The sequence below is a fragment of the Candidatus Accumulibacter aalborgensis genome, from assembly GCF_900089955.1.
Taxonomy (GTDB): domain Bacteria; phylum Pseudomonadota; class Gammaproteobacteria; order Burkholderiales; family Rhodocyclaceae; genus Accumulibacter; species Accumulibacter aalborgensis.
This window is the reverse complement of sequence record NZ_FLQX01000156.1, coordinates 13,032-29,618: the sequence shown is the minus strand read 5'-3', so window position 1 is coordinate 29,618 and position 16,587 is coordinate 13,032. Positions and strand designations below refer to the sequence as shown.

The window sequence follows — 16,587 nt, the reverse complement described above, 5'->3', positions numbered from 1 at the left end:
GGGCGCAGCGGCCAGTGTTCGGCAGCGCGCCCGCTGCGCGATTTGCGTGCGAGTGTTCCCGACGGCAGGACCTGGAGAATGAAGTGCCGTAGCCGGCTCGGATTGGCCGGCCAGCGCCTTTCCCGCTACAATGACAGGGCCTTCGGAAAACGCGGCAAAGCGCGTTTAACCTCACAACTACAGCTTAGAAAGTGCCTCGATGAAAGTACTGCTATTCACGCGAGAATATCCTCCCTACGTCTACGGCGGAGCCGGTGTTCACGTCGAGTATCTGGCTGGCGAACTCGCCAAACTGATGCATGTCGAAGTCCGCTGCTTTGGCGACCAGGACACCGTTGTCGAGGGTGTCCGGGTCAAGGGCTACCCGTTTGGCACGGGCAGTTTCAAACACGTGGACAAGCGCCTCAGTGGTGCGCTGGATGCCTTCGAGGGCAACTTGGCGACCTTGACCGAGCAGGTCGATGCCGACATCGTGCATGTGCACACCTGGTATGCTCACCTCGGCGGCATCCTGGCGAAGGCCTTGTACGGCGTCCCTCTGGTGCAGACCGTGCACTCGCTAGAGCCATTGCGTCCGTGGAAGCGCGAACAACTCGGTGGCGGCTACGACATGTCGTCGTGGATCGAGCGACAGTGTCTCGACATGGCCGATGCGGTGGTCGCCGTTTCGGAGGAAACCAGGAACGACATCCTCGAACATTTCGACATTGACCCGGCCAAGGTCACCGTGATCTACAACGGGATCAACGTCGACCAGTACCAACCGACGAGCGAGACGACCGCGCTGGAAAAATACGGCGTCGATCCGGGCAAGCCGATCGTTCTCTTCGTCGGCCGGATCACGCGTCAGAAGGGCATCGTGCACCTGGTTAACGCGGTGAAGTACATCAAACCGGACGCGCAGATCGTCCTTTGCGCCGGCGCGCCCGATACCAAGGAGGTCCTCGCCGAAATGACCGCCGGGGTCAACGACGTTCTCCAGGCGGGATTCAACAACCTGATCTGGATTCAGGAGATGGTCACCAAGGAAGAAGCAATCCAGCTCTATTCGCATGCGACGGTCTTCTGCTGTCCGTCGATCTACGAGCCTTTCGGGATCATCAACCTGGAAGCCATGGCCTGCCAGACGGCCGTCGTCGCGAGTGCCGTCGGTGGCATCAAGGAAGTCGTCGTCGATGGCGTCACCGGTTACCTGGTGCCGCTGGAGCAGCAGCAGGTGGCGCCCTTCGAGCCCATGAACCCGGACGCCTTTTCGCGCGATCTGGCCTCGGCGATCAACAAGGTTCTCGACGACCCTGCACTCGCCGATTCGATGGCCGCTGCCGGCCGCCAACGCGCGCGCGACGTCTTCAGTTGGGAGAGCATCGCACAGCAGACGAAGAAGCTCTACCAGTCGCTGCTAGGAGGAGGAGCATGATGATTCCCCAGGACTACCCGCGAGTGATCATCGAAGCGGTCGAGCCGCAGGTCGACGGCGGCCGTTTTCCGATCAAGCGCGTCGTCGGCGAGAGAGTCGTGGTCAGCGCCGACATCTACAAGGAAGGTCACGACAAACTGGCTGCGGTACTCAAGGTGCGCAAGGTCGGCGAGAAAAGGTGGCACGAAAGCCCGATGACCCAGGGCGACAACGACCGTTGGCACGGCGAGTTCACGGTCGCCGCGATCGGTCGCTGGGAGTACACCATCGAAGCGTACGCCGAGCGTTATCTGTCGTGGGTGGACGAGATCACCAAAAAGAACGTTCCCGGTGCCAACCTGAACAGCGAACTGCTCGAGGGGCTGGTGATCCTGAAAACGTCGGCTGCATTGGCGCCAGGGGCGGAGCGCGCGCGCATCAACGGCATCATCACCGCCATCGAAAGTGCGCTCGCTGCCGGTGAACAGCAAGGCGCCATCGATCTGGGGATCGGCAGCGTGATGCGCAGATCGATGGCCAGTTGTCCCGATCGCAGCGAGGGCTACGAACTGGCGCCCCCGCTGGCGATTCTGGTCAATCGGCCAATCACGCGTTTTGCCGCCTGGTACGAGTTCTTTCCGCGTTCGCAAGGTACCATGCCGTACCGGCATGGCACTCTGCAGGACAGCATCCGCCGCCTGCGCGAGGTCAAGGCGATGGGCTTCGACGTCGTCTATCTGCCGCCGATTCACCCCATCGGGCACAGCTTCCGCAAGGGCAAGAACAACAGCCTGGTCGCCGTACCCGGCGACGTCGGCAGTCCGTGGGCGATTGGCAACGAACATGGCGGTCACATGGCGCTCGAGCCCCAGCTTGGCACCTGGGACGACTGGGATCAGTTTGTCGCCACTTGTCGTGATCTGAGGATCGAGATCGCGCTCGATTATGTGATGAACTGCTCACCGGAGCATCCGTACGTCGCCGAGCATCCAGACTGGTTTTTCCATCGTCCGGACGGATCGATCAAGTACGCCGAAAACCCGCCCAAGAAGTATCAGGACGTCTACCCGCTCAACTTCGGGACCAGCGACCGCGCCGGACTGTGGCAGGAAATGCTCAAGATCTTCCTGTTCTGGGTTGACAAGGGCGTCACTACTTTCCGCGTCGACAATCCGCACACCAAGCCGGTGCCATTCTGGGAATGGGTGATCGGCGAAGTGCACCGGCGGCACCCGGAAGTCATTTTCCTGGCCGAGGCGTTTACCAGGCCGAAAATGATGCGACTGCTGGCTAAAGTCGGATTCGCCCAGTCCTACACCTACTTCACCTGGCGCAACGAGAAGGAGGAACTCACCGAGTATGTCAGCGAGTTGACCAGCGGCGAGATGAAGGAGTACTTCACCGGCAACTTCTTCGCCAATACGCCGGACATTCTGCCGCCGATCCTGCAGTACGGCGGCCGGCCGGCGTTCATCGTACGGGCCGTTCTGGCCGCGACCTTATCCAGTGTCTACGGCATCTACAGCGGCTACGAGCTGTGCGAAAACGCGGCCCTTCCGGGCAAGGAAGAGTACCTGGACTCGGAGAAGTACGAGATCAGGGTGCGCAACTGGAAGGCAGCCGGCAACATCACGCACATCATTACCCGCATCAATCAGATCCGCCATGACTCACCGGCTCTGCAGACCTATAACCATGTCCGTTTCCTGGCTGTGGATAACCCGCAGATGATCGCCTATGCCAAGATGACCGATGATCTGTCGGACATCATTGTTTGCGTGGTCAACCTCGACCCCTTCCACAAACAGTATGCGAACCTGCACATACCGCTCGCCACCTTCGGCATCGCCGAGGACGAACAGTACCAGGCGGACGACCTGCTCTCCGACGAGCGCTACCGCTGGAGCGGCTCATCGGTCTACATCGAACTCAGTCCGACCACCAAGATGGCCCATATCATCAAGATCCGCCGCTGGTAGAAAGGCGGCGGTTCAGGCCAGCCCCGGCGCACGGCCGGGGCCAGGAGTTAGTGGCAGGGGACTCGACTCGTCCCCTGCCCTAGCTCAACGCACTCCTGCAGTGGCGCGTGTGAACTTCATATCATCGGCCGACAGTTCGGTCAGCTCGATGCGTACCGGCTTAACCTTCCAGATCTCGTCGCAGTATTCCCGGATGGCCCGGTCGGATGAGAAAAACCCTGAGCGCGCGACGTTGAGAACCGACATCCGCGACCAGCGTTCGGGGTCCAGGTAGGCCTCGGACACCCTGGCCTGACAATCGATGTACGACTGGAAGTCGGCCATCAGCATGTACTCGTCGTGATCGAGCAGGTGCTCGATCAGAGGCCGGAAAACTTCGCGGTCGCCCTTGGTGAAAAAGCCGGAAGCGATCAGGTCGATCACCTCACGCAGGTGCGGGTTGGTTTCGTAGTACGTGCGTGGGCGGTAGCCCCGGTTGCGCAGTTCCTTGACTTCGGGCGTGTTCATCCCGAAGAGGAAGAAGTTGTCATCGCCGACCTGCTCGCGAATCTCGACATTGGCGCCATCGAGCGTACCGATGGTCAGCGCACCGTTCATCTGGAATTTCATGTTGCCGGTGCCTGACGCCTCCTTGCCGGCCAGCGAGATCTGCTCGGACAGATCGGAACCCGGGAAAATCAGGTGCGCGTTCTTGACGTTGTAGTTCGGGAAGAAGACAACCTGCAACTTGCCGCGCATTGCCGGATCGCGAGCAATCACATCGGCGACCGCGATGACCAGTCTGATCATCAGCTTGGCCATGAAGTAACCCGGTGCTGCCTTGCCACCGAAGATCACCGTACGGGGTGCCACCGCGAGGTTCGGGTTGTCCTTCAGACGCTTGTACAGCGAAACGACATGCAGCAGGTTCAAGTGCTGTCGCTTGTACTCGTGGATACGCTTGACCTGGACATCGAACATTGATGCCGGATCGACGTCCACGTGGGCAACGCGCTTGATCTCGTGCACCAGGTTGTTCTTGTTGTGCGTCTTGATGCCGCGCCACGCCTCGCGGAAACCGGCATCGTCGGCATGCGGCTCGAGTTCGCGCAGCCGTTCCATGTCCGTCGGCCAGCCGCTGCCAATGGTCTCGGTGATCAGCTTCGACATCGCCGGATTGGCCAGCAGAACGAAGCGGCGCGGCGTCACGCCGTTGGTCTTGTTGCTGAACTTCTCCGGCCACATCTCGTGGAAGTCCTTGAGGACGTCCGACTTGAGGAGTTCGGTGTGCAGGGCAGCAACACCGTTGACCGCGAAGCTGCCGGCGACCGCCAGGTGCGCCATGCGCACGTAGCGTGGCCCGTCCTCATCGATCAGAGACATCCTCCGCAGCCGCGCATCGTCGCCCGGAAAGTGAATTCGCACGTCGTCGAGAAAACGCTCGTTGATCTCGCAGATGATCTCGAAATGGCGCGGCAGAACGCGCTGGAACAGCGGCAGCCGCCACTTCTCGAGCGCCTCGGGCAACAGCGTGTGGTTGGTGTAGGCAAAGGTCCTGCTGGTGATCGCCCAGGCGGGGTCCCACTCCATGGCGAACTCGTCGACCAACAAGCGCATCAGTTCCGCGACAGCGATCGACGGATGCGTATCGTTGAGCTGGACGACGAATTTCTCGTTGAAGCGATCGAGATTCGGCTCGCGCTGCAGTTGCAGACGAATCATGTCCTGCAGCGAGCAGGAAACGAAGAAGTATTGCTGTTCGAGCCGCAGTATCTGGCCGGCTTCGGTTTCATCGTTGGGGTACAGAACCTTGGTGATCGTCTCCGACGAGATCTGTGCATTGACTGCCTCATCGTAGTTGCCGGCGTTGAACGCGGCAAAGTCGAATTCCTCGGGTGCCTCTGCGCTCCACAGTCTGAGCCGGTTCGGCGTGTTCACGCCGTAGCCGAGAACAGGCATGTCCCAGGCGGTTCCGCGCACCAGCTTGCTTGGCACCCACTGCACACGCAGACGACGACTGCCGCGAACGTCGTACTGACGTTCGGTATGGCCGCCGAGCTTGATGTCAAAAGCGATGTTCGGACGGTGGATCAGCCACGGGCTTCCCGAACGTAACCACTTGTCGGTCAGTTCGACTTGGCAACCGTCCCGAATGGCCTGCGTGAAGATACCGAACTCATAACGGATGCCATAGCCAATGGCGGGAATCTCGAGCGTCGCCAGCGAATCGAGATAACAGGCCGCCAGTCGCCCAAGCCCACCGTTGCCCAGCCCAGGCTCCTCCTCCTGATCGAGCAGAACGTCCAGGTCGAGCCCAAGTTCTTGCAGCGCCTGCCGGGCGTTGTCATGAATGCCGAGGTTGATCAGGTTGTTGCCCAGTTGCGGCCCGATCAGAAATTCGGCAGACATGTAGCAGACGGTACGGCTGCCCTGTTCCCGATAGGTGCGGGCAGTTTGTACCCAGCGTTGCAGCAGGCGGTCACGCACGGCCTGCGCAAGCGCCTGGAAGCAGTCACGCCGCGTGGCAACCGCCGGAAAGCGGGCCTGCGAATAGACCAGCTTGTCGAGCACGGCGCGCTTCAGAGCGTCCACGCTAAGCCCGGTGCGCCGGTCCTCCTGCCCGACGAGCGGCAGCGAATCCTTCGGCGGCGACGCGCTGCAGGCGTCTCTGTGTTGATCGTTCATTTCAATACTTCCTCCATTCCCTGACCCTGGTGAGTGAGCAATCGTCAATCGCCGACCGGCGATTCACGCCAGCGGCGAGTCTAAAGCATTGTGCGCCAGTTCGCACCCCTGGGCGTGACGCGGATCGGCGAGCGCGCGACGCAAGGACTCGACGATCAAGCGGCGCATGCAGCGCCAATGTCGTCCTCCGCTGGCGACATGCTTCTGGTTGACCTCGAGTTCGACGCCGATGTAGGCGCTGGGTGGCAGGCGCTGGCGAAACGAGGCCGTCAGGCCGTCGCCTTTGCCGGCGTACGGGTAATTGCGACGAACGGTCAGTCCAGGACCACAAGCCCTGAGCGATGCCTGCCAGCGCTCGCAGAGAAGGACCTCGCCCGGGCGACCCGGGTCATAGAGCAGGCCGATGTCGGCGTGGCGTACCTTTCCGTCCAGCTCGGGTGTAAAGCTGTGCGACGAGACGTGGATGGCCAGTCCATGCTCGGCTATTGCCTGACCAACCAGGCGCTCGGCTTGCGCCCGATAAGGCTGGTAGTAGCGCGTCAGGATCCGCTCCCGTGGCTCGGCCGGCACCTGGCGGGACGCCTCGGAATGGAGGCGCGGATGGCCGACCGATCGATTCAGATCAACCAGCAGACGGCTGACCGTGGAGGTGACCAGTGGCGCGGCGAATGCGCGGGCCAGATCTCTGGCCATGATCAGCGCACCCGGATCGTAACCGCGGTGGCTGTCGAGCAGTTCCCGACAGGAAGCGAACAGCTCGTGATACAGCGGGGGAATCCGGTTGCCGCCGTGCTCGCAGGTGATGACCAGGCCGGCGCTCGCCGGATCGCCACGCTCAGCAACATGTCCATCGCTCATGCTCTCAATGGTTCGCACCTGCTGCTTACCGGCAAGGAATGTCGGTCAGCGGCTGGGTCGCGGCCAACCAACTGCCATCCAGATTCTCGCAGGCCAAGGCGACGAGTTCGCCATCGAGCACGCCCCGGGCGACGAAATCGCCCAGGACGCGCTCGATCTTTTCAAGGGGTTGCGCACCGCGGTAGGGGCGCTCCTGCGCCAGGGCCTGGAAAACATCCGCCACGGCGACCAGGCGCGCCTCGCGCGAGAGACAATCGCCGTTGCGGCGAAAGGGGTAACCACAGCCGTTGAGTGCCTCATGATGAAAAGCGGCCCACTCGGCGACCTGCTCGAGGCCCGGAATATGGCGCAGGATCTGGTAGGTTTCAAAACTGTGTCGCTCCATCACCGAGAATTCCAGGGGGGTCAGTTGGGCGCGCTTGTCGATGATTTCGTCCGGTACGCAGAGCTTGCCCACGTCGTGCATCAGACCGGCGACCTCGACTTCGGCCAGCGCATCGCCAGTCAGTCCCACCCGTTCTCCCAGGTAGCGGGCGAGCTGCGCGACACCCAGCGAGTGGGCCGCCGTAAAGTGGCTCTTGGCGTCGACGATGGTCGAAATCAGGCGCGCCACATCGCCAAACTGCGGGAAGTCGATCACCACCCGCCAGTCGTCTAGCGCCAGGTCCATCAGATAGCGGTGCACATGGCGCGGAGCCAGGGCAATCCAGAACGCTTCTCGCGCGGCGGCGGCGAGGAAAGCCTGAACCGCGTCCGGGCACAGTTCGCGGCCGGCCAGCGTAGCGATCTCTTCGACGACCCCGTCCCGGTGGAACAGCGGGTTTTCCAGGCCACGTAGAAGAAGCATGGCGTCCACCCGGTCGCCGAGCAGGATCAGGTTGCTGTCCAGCGCGTCGACCTCGTCCAGACCGGCGGGCAGGTCCACCCACGGCGTATGGTGATAGCGGATGGCCTTGGCCACCAGCGACAGGTGGACGAAGGGCTGTAGTAGTCGATATCCGGTCTCGCAGTGGACGTGCCGGTCGCCCCACTCGGTGTCGCGCAGCAAGCGCCGTTGCACCGCGGTGGACGATACGCCGAGATCGTGCAACAGGCAGCCGCAAACCAGCCGGTTCAGCCGACTTTCCGACAGGCCCAGCACCAGCGCCGTCTCGCGCGCGATCATCGCGACGCGCTTGCCGTGCTGAAAGTCATTCACCCCGACCAGGTCGAGAGCGTCGGACAGCGCCAGAATGGCGCTCTTCAGGTCGATTCTCAGAGTCATCGAGCGCAAACCAATAGCGAAGCCGGAAGACGGATACTAGCGGAATACGACCACCGGAACCACCATCGCCGACCGTTGCCGGAAGTCGCTGCTCAGAGTTGATACTCGTCATCGGGCCGGGCGCCAGCCATCGCCATGTCCACCGCCTTGCGGTTCAGATGCGGGGCGAACAGTTCGATGAAGTCGTATTCGTAGCGCCGAATGTGCGTGCCACGGCGCAAGCCGATGCGCGTCGTGTTCGATCCGAACAGATGTTCTGCGGCCATCGCCTGCAGCCCGACGTCGCGCACCGCATCGAAAGCCATGCGCGCGATAATGCCGAGCCCCAGCCCCAGGCTGACGTAGGTCTTGATGACGTCGGCGTCGATCGCGGTGAGCACCACGTTGGGCGTCAGTTGCGCCAGTTCGAAGGCCTTGTTGATCCGCGAGCGACCGGTAAAAGCCGAGTCATAGGTGATCAAGGGCCAGCGCGCGAGAGCGGCCAGCGACAAGGGCTTGTCGCCGACAATCGGATGCCCTTCGGGAGCGATCACGCAGTGCACCCACTGGTAACAAGGGAGCATCACCAGTTGCGGATACTGGTCGAGCGCTTCGGTAGCGATGGCGACGTTGGCCTCGCCTTTCAGCGTCCACTCGGCGATCTGTGTCGGATTCCCCTGGTGTAATGACAGCCTGACCCTGGGATGGCGCTCGACAAAGCTCTTGACCACTGCCGGCAGCGCGTAGCGCGCCTGCGTATGCGTCGTGGCGATGACCAGACTACCGGAATCACCGCCGGCGTACTCCTCGCCGACGCGCCGAATGTTCTCGGCATCGCGCAGGATACGCTCGGCGATTTCCAGAACTGCCTTGCCCGGCTCGGTGATCGCCGTCAAGCGCTTGCCGCTACGCTCGAAGACCATCACGCCAAGTTCGTCTTCGAGCAAGCCGATCTGCTTGGAAATCCCCGGTTGCGAGGTGAATAGCGCCTCCGCTGCTGCCGACACGTTGAGGCCGTGACGCGCCACTTCGACGAGGTAGCGCAGTTGCTGGAGTTTCATTGCTGCTCCAAATTGCCATTGGTTATAATAATCTAACTTAATATTCTTTTTCCATCAATAAGTGCGCTGCTACGATGTGCGTACTTTCTTGCGGTGGCGGGTCATGGACTGGAACTGGATGTACACCCTGTCGGGTTTTGTCGTCGGCGCTATCGTCGGACTCACCGGTGTCGGTGGCGGTTCGCTGATGACGCCGTTGCTGGTGCTGCTTTTCGGCATCCACCCGGCGACGGCAGTGGGTACCGACCTGCTCTATGCGGCGATCACCAAAGCCGGCGGCACCATCGTCCATGGCCGCAAGGGCCACGTCGACTGGCGCATCACCCGTCTGTTGGCCAGCGGCAGCATTCCGGCAGCGGCATTGACCATCTGGGCGCTGTCGTTCCTGCCCAAGCAGAGCGCCGCCGTCTCGCACGTCATTTCGTTCTCGCTCGGTATCGCCCTGCTGCTCACCGCGGCTGCGATCATCTTTCGGCAGAAACTGCAACAGCAGGCGCTGGCGCACGCCGAAGACACTGCGCACACGCAGTTGCGGGCGCCGATCACGGTGGCTGTCGGTGCCCTGCTCGGCGTTCTGGTGTCCATTTCTTCGGTGGGTGCCGGCGCGCTCGGCGTCGCCGTGCTGTTCTACCTCTATCCCCGGCTACCGGCGATCCGCATCATCGGCAGCGATGTGGCGCACGCCGTTCCGCTGACGCTGATTGCCGGCCTCGGCCACTGGCTGATCGGCAGCGTCGATTGGTCGCTGCTCGGCAGCCTGCTGGTCGGCTCCCTGCCCGGCATCTGGCTTGGCAGCCACGCCTCGGCAAGGATCCCGGAGCGTTTCCTCCGCCCGGCGCTGGCTGGCATGCTGCTGTTGATCGGCGGCAAACTGATTGCCCAGTAGTCGCACGGGTACCGCCTGAGCGCGGCCAGAGACTCATTCATGAAAGGAGCGAGCAATGTATCGCTACGACAGCACTGACCAACAAATCATCGACGAGCGCGTCGCCCAGTATCGCGACCAGATCGCCCGTCATCTGGCCGGCGAACTGTCGACCGACGAGTTGCGCCCGCTTCGCCTGCAGAACGGCCTCTACATCCAGCGTCACGGCCCGATGCTGCGCATCGCCATCCCCTACGGCATGCTCGCCAGCACGCAACTGCGCAAGCTGGCCGAAATCTCGCGCCGCTACGACCGCAGCTTCGGGCACTTCACGACGCGCCAGAACATGCAGCTCAACTGGCCACAGTTCGAAGAAACGCCGGATATCCTGGCTGAACTGGCGAGCGTCGAGATGCATGCCGTGCAGACCTCGGGCAATTGTGTGCGCAACATCACCACCGACCACTTCGCCGGCTGTGCGCCCGACGAGCGGGCCGACCCGCGCCCGTACTGCGAACTGATGCGCCAATGGTCGACTTTCCATCCAGAATTCGCTTTCCTGCCGCGCAAGTTCAAGATCGCCGTCAATGCCGCCGCCGCTGATCGCGCGGTGATTCGGGCGCACGATATCGGCCTCGATCTGCGCATCGACGACAGCGGCGAGATCGGTTTCCGCGTCTTTGTCGGTGGTGGTCTCGGACGGACGCCTATCCTCGGCAAGCCGATTCGCGACTTCCTGCCGCGCCGCCATCTGCTCTCCTACCTCGACGCCATCCTGCGCGTGTACAACCGCTACGGCCGCCGCGACAACATGTACAAGGCACGCATCAAGATCCTCCTCCAGGCGCTGGGTGTCGAGGAATTCACCCGCCAGGTCGAGGACGAGTGGGCGCACCTGGAGGACGGCCCGACGACGGTGAGCGACGCCGAGTTCGAGCGCATCGCGGCCCATTTCACGCCGCCCGCCTGGGAGACCTTGCCCGCGGCAGACCCGGCCCATGCAGCCCGGCTGACGACCGACAAGGCCTTTGCCAACTGGGTCAAGCGTTGCGTCCAGGCCCACAAGACGCCCGGCTACGCCGCCGTCACCCTGTCGCTGAAAGCGCCGGGAGTCGCTCCCGGCGACATCACCGATACGCAGATGGTCGCCGTTGCCGACCTCGCCGATCGTTTCAGTTTTGGCGAGTTGCGCGTCAGCCACGAGCAGAACGTGGTGCTCGCCGACGTCAGACAGAGCGACCTGTATGAAGTCTGGCAGATCGCTCGCAGCCACCGGCTGGCGACGGCGAACATCGGTCTGCTGACCGACATGATCTGCTGCCCCGGCGGCGATCTCTGCTCGCTGGCCAATGCGCGTTCGATTCCGATTGCCGACGCGGTGCAGCAGAAGTTCGACGACCTCGACTACCTCCACGATATCGGCGACATTTCGCTCAACATTTCCGGCTGCATGAATTCCTGCGGCCACCATCATGTGGCCAACATCGGCATCCTCGGCGTCGACAAGAACAACGAAGAGTGGTATCAGATCACCGTCGGCGGCCAGCAAGGCAACGCGGCGGCGATCGGCAAGGTGATCGGCCCGTCGTTCTACGCGCAGGAAGTGCCGCTGGTCATCGCCGCGCTGATCGACGTCTATCTCGAAAACCGCAGCGCCAGCGAGCGCTTCATCGACACCTGGCAGCGCATCGGCATGGAACCGTTCAAGGCCAGAGCGTACATCGGCCGCGACCGCCGGCGCGCGGCCAAGATTGACAGCAGCGAAAGGGAACTGGTCAATGCCTAGAATCATCAAGAACGAAAGCATCGTCGAGGACGACTGGCAGGTCCTCACTCCGGCCGATGGCGAGGCGCCGGAAGCGGTCGCCCTGCCGGACGGGCTGGTGCTCCTGCCGCTCTCCATCTGGCTGGCGCGCCGCGCCGAACTGATCGCCGGCCAGCGGCCGCTCGGCGTCTGGCTCGACAGCGATGAGGGGCCCGAAGCGTTGGCCGGCGACGTCGACCGTTTCGCCGTGATCGGCGTCAACTTCCCGAAGTTTACCGACGGCCGCAGCTACTCCAGCGCCCGCCTGCTGCGTGAGCGCTACGGCTACCAGGGCGAGATTCGCGCGCTGGGCGACGTTCTGCACGATCAGCTCTTCTACATGCGCCGTTGCGGCATCGACGCCTATGCGCTGCGTGCCGACAAGGACATCGACAAAGCGCTGGCTGGCTTGCACGTCTTCAGCGAAACCTACCAGGCGGCAGCCGACCAGACGCAGCCGCTCTTCATGCGCCGCGTCGCCCAGGAGCCGGCATGAACGCGCGGCTCAAGCTCGACGACCCGGCCCTGCTCGACGGCCTTGCCGCCCGCGTTGCCGCCGCGCGCACGCTGTTGCGTGCCATCGCCGACGATTTCTCGCCGGCGGCTTTTGCCAGCAGCCTCGGTGCCGAAGACATGGTGCTCACCGATCTGATCCATCGCGACCAGCTCGCCATCGAGATCTTCTCGCTCGACACCGGGCGCCTGCCGCTCGAAACGTATGACCTGATCGCCGAAGTGAAGAAGCACTACGGCCTGGCGCTGCGCCTCTACTTCCCGCGCCACGATCTGGTCGAGACCTGGACCAGCGAAAACGGCATCAACGGCTTTTACGAGTCGGTCGAGCAGCGCAAGGGCTGCTGCTTCGTGCGCAAGGTCGAGCCGCTGCAACGCGCGCTGGCTGGCCGCAAAGCGTGGATCACCGGCCTGCGCGCAAGCCAGGCGGCAACCCGCGACGGTCTGCCGATGCGCAGCGTCGACGTCGCCAACGGTGGACTGGAAAAGTTCAACCCGCTCGCCGACTGGAGCGAACGCGAAGTATGGGCCTACCTCAACCAGAACCAGGTGCCGTACAACGCGCTGCACGACAAGTTCTACCCGAGCATCGGCTGCGCGCCGTGCACGCGGCCGATCACGCCCGGAGAAGATGTCCGCGCCGGCCGCTGGTGGTGGGAAAATCCACAATCGAAGGAATGCGGCTTGCACGTCAAGCGCGCCTGAAATCCCGAGTCACCGATACAGGTCAACCATGAGTATTGCCACGCTCCCCAGGGTCACCCTCTCCCATCTCGACTGGCTGGAATCCGAAGCCATCCACATCATGCGCGAGGTCGCCGGCCAGTGCAGCCATCCGGTCCTCCTTTTCTCCGGCGGCAAGGACTCGATCTGCATGCTGCGCATCGCTGAAAAGGCCTTCCGTCCAGGCCGCTTCCCCTTTCCGCTGTTGCACATCGACACCGGCCACAACTACCGCGAGGTCACCGACTTCCGCGACCAGCGGGCAGCCGAACTCGGCGAGCGACTGATCGTTCGCTCGCTCGAGGATTCGATGGCGCGCGGCACGGTGGTGCTCAAGTCGCCTGATGAACCACGCAACAAGCACCAGTCGGTGACGCTGCTCGAAGCGATCGATGAGTTCGGTTTCGATGCCTGCATCGGTGGCGCCCGCCGCGATGAGGAGAAGGCACGCGCCAAAGAACGCATCTTCTCGTTCCGCGACGAATTCGGCCAGTGGGACCCGAAAAACCAGCGACCCGAGCTTTGGGACCTGTACAACGCGCGCAGCTTCAAGGGCGAGAACATTCGCGTCTTCCCGATCTCCAACTGGACCGAGATCGACGTCTGGCAGTACATCGAACGCGAGCACCTGGCCCTGCCGTCGATCTACTTCGCCCATCGCCGGCCGATCGTTCGCCGCAGCGGTGGTCTGCTGCCGGTCACTGAAGTCACCCCGGCCAGAGCCAATGATGCGATCGAGGATCTGATGGTCCGCTTTCGCACCGTCGGCGACATCACCTGCACTGCGCCGGTCGAATCCGACGCCAACAGCGTGGCGGCGATCATTGCCGAAACGGCAATCACGACGATCACCGAGCGCGGCGCCACCCGCCTCGACGACCAGACCTCGGACGCGTCGATGGAACAACGCAAGAAGGAAGGCTATTTCTGATGTCCGCCATTGAAAAACTCCCCAGCGAAGCGATTCCCGACAACGGCCTGCTGCGCTTCCTGACCTGTGGCAGCGTCGATGACGGCAAGAGCACGCTGATTGGTCGCCTGCTCTTCGACAGCAAGACGATTCTCGCCGACACGCTGCACGCCATGCAGCGCACCTCGGCCAAACGCGGGCTCGACGTCGTCGACCTGTCGCTGCTGACCGACGGGCTGCAGGCCGAGCGCGAGCAAGGAATCACCATCGACGTTGCGTACCGCTACTTCACCACCGGCACGCGCAAGTACATCATCGCCGACGCGCCCGGCCACGAACAATACACGCGCAACATGGTCACCGCCGCGTCGACCGCCGACCTGGCGATCATCCTGATCGACGCCCGCAAAGGCGTGCTGACGCAGACCCGCCGCCACTCCTACCTGGCCCACCTGGTCGGCATTGGCCACATCGTCGTCGCCGTGAACAAGATGGACCTGGTCGACTACGCGCCGGAGACCTTTGCCCGCATCAAGGCCGACTACCTGGCTTTCGCCGCTGGCCTGGGAATCGCCGACGTGCGCTTCATCCCCATGTCGGCGCTGAACGGCGACATGATCGTCGACCGCGGCGAGCATCTCGACTGGTACGATGGCCCAACGCTGTTCGAAATCCTCGAAACCGTCCCGGCGATCCATTCCGAACACGCCGAGAAATTCCGTTTCCCGGTGCAATACGTGTGCCGGCCGCAGGATTCCGCCAACCCCGAGCTGCACGACTATCGCGGCTTCATGGGCCGCGTCGAGTCGGGCGAACTGGCGATCGGCGATGCGGTGACCGTGCTGCCTTCCGGGCGTGAAACGCGCGTCAGGGACATCCAGATTCTCGGCCAGTCGTTGCCGCGCACCGTTGCCGAGCAATCGGTGACCCTCCTGCTCGAAGACGAGATCGACATCTCGCGCGGCGACATGATCGTCAAGACCGGCGAACTGCCCAAGGTCACCAAACAGATCGACGCCATGCTGTGCTGGCTTTCCGAGTCGCCGCTCGACCCGCGCCGCAAGTACCTGCTACGCCACACGACGCGCGACAGCAAGGCGATGCTCGCCGGCATCGCCTTCCGCGTCGACATCAACACCCTGGAGCATCAGTCCGCCGAGAAGCTAATGATGAACGACATCGCGCGGGTGAGCCTCAAACTGGCGCAACCGATCTTTGCCGATCCCTACGCGGAGAGCCGCGGCACCGGCGCTTTCATTGTCATCGACGAGTCATCGAACAACACCGTCGGCGCCGGCATGATCGTCTGAGAGCTTGTTTTTCAGGGCAGCACCATTCGCCAGAGGCGTAAGATACGCCCACGATCAAGGATAAACCTGCCCATCTGCCATGCTCAGTCCTGCTCTCCGTGCCCGCGAACGCGACGCGCTGATTCAATCCCTGCGCGCGGGAGTGACACCCCGGCTGGGCGCCCGGCACATCCAGGTCGGCCGCGACGCTGAGATTGCTGCTCTCGACCAGGATCTTGACCGTATTGCCGATGGCGGCACGGCCTTTCGCCTGGTGATTGGCGAATACGGTTCGGGTAAAACGTTCTTCCTCAATCTTGTGCGTGGCGAAGCAATGAATCGCCAACTGGTGGTTGCCCACGCCGACCTCAGCCCCGATCGACGCTTGCAGGCCTCCGCTGGCAAAGCCCGCAGCCTTTACGCCGAGCTTCCCCTCGACCTGCTTCCCAATGCCGTCATCGCCGAACTCAACGAGCGAGCGCTCAACCTTACCGGCGAACTCGCCCTTGAAGAGAATGATGATGAAATCACTATCGCTTATGACGTGCTAACTCAAGTGATTTCGACATGGAAAGATGTTTGAATACGACAAGTTCCATCTCAATTATCGTCTGAATTAGCACCGTTTTTCGGAGAAGATTATGCAAGCGATTGAATTTGATTCGGTTGTTCAAAACGCGGCAATTCCACTACCGGAGCCTTCCTTGCTGGCTTCCGGAATGCCGGTTCGGGTGGTGGTGATGTTCGAGGAAAATTCTGCTGGGAACTCGACAGGCCACTGCGCTGATGCGATTTCCAACCTTTGTGCCAACCCGTTGGTAATCGCTGACTTCCAGCCGCTTTCACGGGACGAGGCGCATGAGCGATAGGTGTTTCGTTGATTCCAACGTCTGGTTGTACGCACTGGTGCTTCGTCCGGGTGAGGAGAAGCGCCACGAACAAGCGCGAAGCCTGGTCGACGCACCAGTGCCACGGACGATCAGCGAGCAAGTCGTGGCTGAGGTTTCCGTCAATTTGTTGCGCAAGGGAAAACTGAGCGAGGACAGGCTTCTTCCGATCGTGGAGAGTTTCTATAGGCGCTGCCATGTCGTTGGGCCTCACCTTGGATTGCACCAGAGGGCGCACTTGCTGCGACAACGCCATCAGTTCAGCTTCTGGGATAGCCTGATCGTCGCCGCAGCGCTCGAAGGTGACTGCGCCACCTTGTACTCCGAAGACCTGCACCATGGCCTGGTCATTGACGAGTGCCTGACGATCGTCAATCCGTTCAAGGCAGGCTGAC

Annotated in this window: 14 protein-coding genes and 1 pseudogene; 11 read left to right on the top strand and 4 right to left on the bottom strand. The window is 62.4% G+C overall.

Annotated features, from left to right (window positions below; translation table 11 throughout):
• Nucleotides 1-199 precede the first annotated feature (199 nt).
• On the top strand, nt 200-1,417 hold the full coding sequence (glgA, locus tag ACCAA_RS19900) for a glycogen synthase (protein ID WP_186408988.1): 1,218 nt from the start codon (nt 200-202) through the stop codon (nt 1,415-1,417).
• Nucleotides 1,414-3,375: an alpha-1,4-glucan--maltose-1-phosphate maltosyltransferase gene (locus ACCAA_RS19895; protein ID WP_245754698.1), complete on the top strand. Its 1,962-nt coding sequence runs from the start codon at nt 1,414-1,416 to the stop codon at nt 3,373-3,375. The genes glgA and ACCAA_RS19895 overlap by 4 nt, the downstream gene beginning before the upstream one ends.
• 84 nt (nt 3,376-3,459) lie before the next feature.
• Here the strand turns inward: ACCAA_RS19895 and ACCAA_RS19890 are convergent, their stop codons facing one another.
• From ACCAA_RS19890 to cysB, 4 genes are all read right to left on the bottom strand, one after another.
• Nucleotides 3,460-6,039, bottom strand: coding sequence for a glycogen/starch/alpha-glucan phosphorylase (locus ACCAA_RS19890; RefSeq protein ID WP_186408987.1), 2,580 nt, complete (start codon nt 6,037-6,039; stop codon nt 3,460-3,462).
• 63 nt (nt 6,040-6,102) lie between these two features.
• Nucleotides 6,103-6,897, bottom strand: a complete 795-nt coding sequence (locus tag ACCAA_RS19885) for an N-formylglutamate amidohydrolase (RefSeq protein WP_186408986.1) — start codon at nt 6,895-6,897, stop codon at nt 6,103-6,105.
• A gap of 25 nt (nt 6,898-6,922) precedes the next feature.
• Nucleotides 6,923-8,161, bottom strand: coding sequence for an HD-GYP domain-containing protein (locus ACCAA_RS19880; protein ID WP_186408985.1), 1,239 nt, complete (start codon nt 8,159-8,161; stop codon nt 6,923-6,925).
• A gap of 92 nt (nt 8,162-8,253) precedes the next feature.
• A complete protein-coding gene (cysB, locus tag ACCAA_RS19875; RefSeq protein ID WP_186408984.1) occupies nt 8,254-9,201 on the bottom strand; it encodes an HTH-type transcriptional regulator CysB in 948 nt (315 codons plus the stop codon).
• A gap of 103 nt (nt 9,202-9,304) precedes the next feature.
• Between cysB and ACCAA_RS19870 the strand changes: the two genes are divergently transcribed.
• From ACCAA_RS19870 to ACCAA_RS19830, 9 genes and pseudogenes are all read left to right on the top strand, one after another.
• A complete protein-coding gene (locus ACCAA_RS19870) occupies nt 9,305-10,087 on the top strand; it encodes a sulfite exporter TauE/SafE family protein (RefSeq protein ID WP_186408983.1) in 783 nt (260 codons plus the stop codon).
• A 55-nt stretch (nt 10,088-10,142) separates the two neighbouring features.
• Entirely contained in the window at nt 10,143-11,852 is a 1,710-nt protein-coding gene (locus ACCAA_RS19865) for a nitrite/sulfite reductase (protein ID WP_186408982.1), read from the top strand.
• Complete coding sequence (locus ACCAA_RS19860) at nt 11,845-12,366, top strand: DUF934 domain-containing protein (RefSeq protein ID WP_186408981.1); 522 nt, start codon at nt 11,845-11,847, stop codon at nt 12,364-12,366. The genes ACCAA_RS19865 and ACCAA_RS19860 overlap by 8 nt, the downstream gene beginning before the upstream one ends.
• Nucleotides 12,363-13,088 (top strand): phosphoadenylyl-sulfate reductase, encoded by a 726-nt coding sequence (locus ACCAA_RS19855; RefSeq protein ID WP_186408980.1) that lies wholly within the window; start codon nt 12,363-12,365, stop codon nt 13,086-13,088. Before ACCAA_RS19860 ends, ACCAA_RS19855 begins: the two co-directional genes overlap by 4 nt.
• A gap of 28 nt (nt 13,089-13,116) precedes the next feature.
• Nucleotides 13,117-14,037, top strand: a complete 921-nt coding sequence (cysD, locus tag ACCAA_RS19850; RefSeq protein ID WP_425394506.1) for a sulfate adenylyltransferase subunit CysD — start codon at nt 13,117-13,119, stop codon at nt 14,035-14,037.
• Complete coding sequence (locus ACCAA_RS19845) at nt 14,037-15,326, top strand: sulfate adenylyltransferase subunit 1 (RefSeq protein WP_186408979.1); 1,290 nt, start codon at nt 14,037-14,039, stop codon at nt 15,324-15,326. The genes cysD and ACCAA_RS19845 overlap by 1 nt, the downstream gene beginning before the upstream one ends.
• A 79-nt stretch (nt 15,327-15,405) precedes the next feature.
• Nucleotides 15,406-15,735: pseudogene (locus tag ACCAA_RS19840) on the top strand (BREX system ATP-binding domain-containing protein); the annotation flags it as partial.
• Between the two features lie 211 nt (nt 15,736-15,946).
• Nucleotides 15,947-16,174: a hypothetical protein gene (locus ACCAA_RS19835; RefSeq protein WP_186408977.1), complete on the top strand. Its 228-nt coding sequence runs from the start codon at nt 15,947-15,949 to the stop codon at nt 16,172-16,174.
• On the top strand, nt 16,164-16,586 hold the full coding sequence (locus ACCAA_RS19830; protein WP_186408976.1) for a PIN domain-containing protein: 423 nt from the start codon (nt 16,164-16,166) through the stop codon (nt 16,584-16,586). Before ACCAA_RS19835 ends, ACCAA_RS19830 begins: the two co-directional genes overlap by 11 nt.
• Nucleotide 16,587 lies beyond the last annotated feature (1 nt).

Bases quoted from the DNA above. Each gene is read 5' to 3' on its own strand.
- ACCAA_RS19855 (WP_186408980.1), top strand. From the start codon at position 12,363: ATGAACGCGCGGCTCAAGCTCGACGACCCGGCCCTGCTCGACGGCCTT.
- ACCAA_RS19885 (WP_186408986.1), bottom strand. From the start codon at position 6,897: ATGAGCGATGGACATGTTGCTGAGCGTGGCGATCCGGCGAGCGCCGGC.
- ACCAA_RS19835 (WP_186408977.1), top strand. From the start codon at position 15,947: ATGCAAGCGATTGAATTTGATTCGGTTGTTCAAAACGCGGCAATTCCA.
- ACCAA_RS19830 (WP_186408976.1), top strand. From the start codon at position 16,164: ATGAGCGATAGGTGTTTCGTTGATTCCAACGTCTGGTTGTACGCACTG.
- cysB (WP_186408984.1), bottom strand. From the start codon at position 9,201: ATGAAACTCCAGCAACTGCGCTACCTCGTCGAAGTGGCGCGTCACGGC.
- cysD (WP_425394506.1), top strand. From the start codon at position 13,117: ATGAGTATTGCCACGCTCCCCAGGGTCACCCTCTCCCATCTCGACTGG.
- ACCAA_RS19865 (WP_186408982.1), top strand. From the start codon at position 10,143: ATGTATCGCTACGACAGCACTGACCAACAAATCATCGACGAGCGCGTC.
- ACCAA_RS19870 (WP_186408983.1), top strand. From the start codon at position 9,305: ATGGACTGGAACTGGATGTACACCCTGTCGGGTTTTGTCGTCGGCGCT.
- ACCAA_RS19890 (WP_186408987.1), bottom strand. From the start codon at position 6,039: ATGAACGATCAACACAGAGACGCCTGCAGCGCGTCGCCGCCGAAGGAT.
- ACCAA_RS19860 (WP_186408981.1), top strand. From the start codon at position 11,845: ATGCCTAGAATCATCAAGAACGAAAGCATCGTCGAGGACGACTGGCAG.
- ACCAA_RS19845 (WP_186408979.1), top strand. From the start codon at position 14,037: ATGTCCGCCATTGAAAAACTCCCCAGCGAAGCGATTCCCGACAACGGC.
- glgA (WP_186408988.1), top strand. From the start codon at position 200: ATGAAAGTACTGCTATTCACGCGAGAATATCCTCCCTACGTCTACGGC.
- ACCAA_RS19895 (WP_245754698.1), top strand. From the start codon at position 1,414: ATGATGATTCCCCAGGACTACCCGCGAGTGATCATCGAAGCGGTCGAG.
- ACCAA_RS19880 (WP_186408985.1), bottom strand. From the start codon at position 8,161: ATGACTCTGAGAATCGACCTGAAGAGCGCCATTCTGGCGCTGTCCGAC.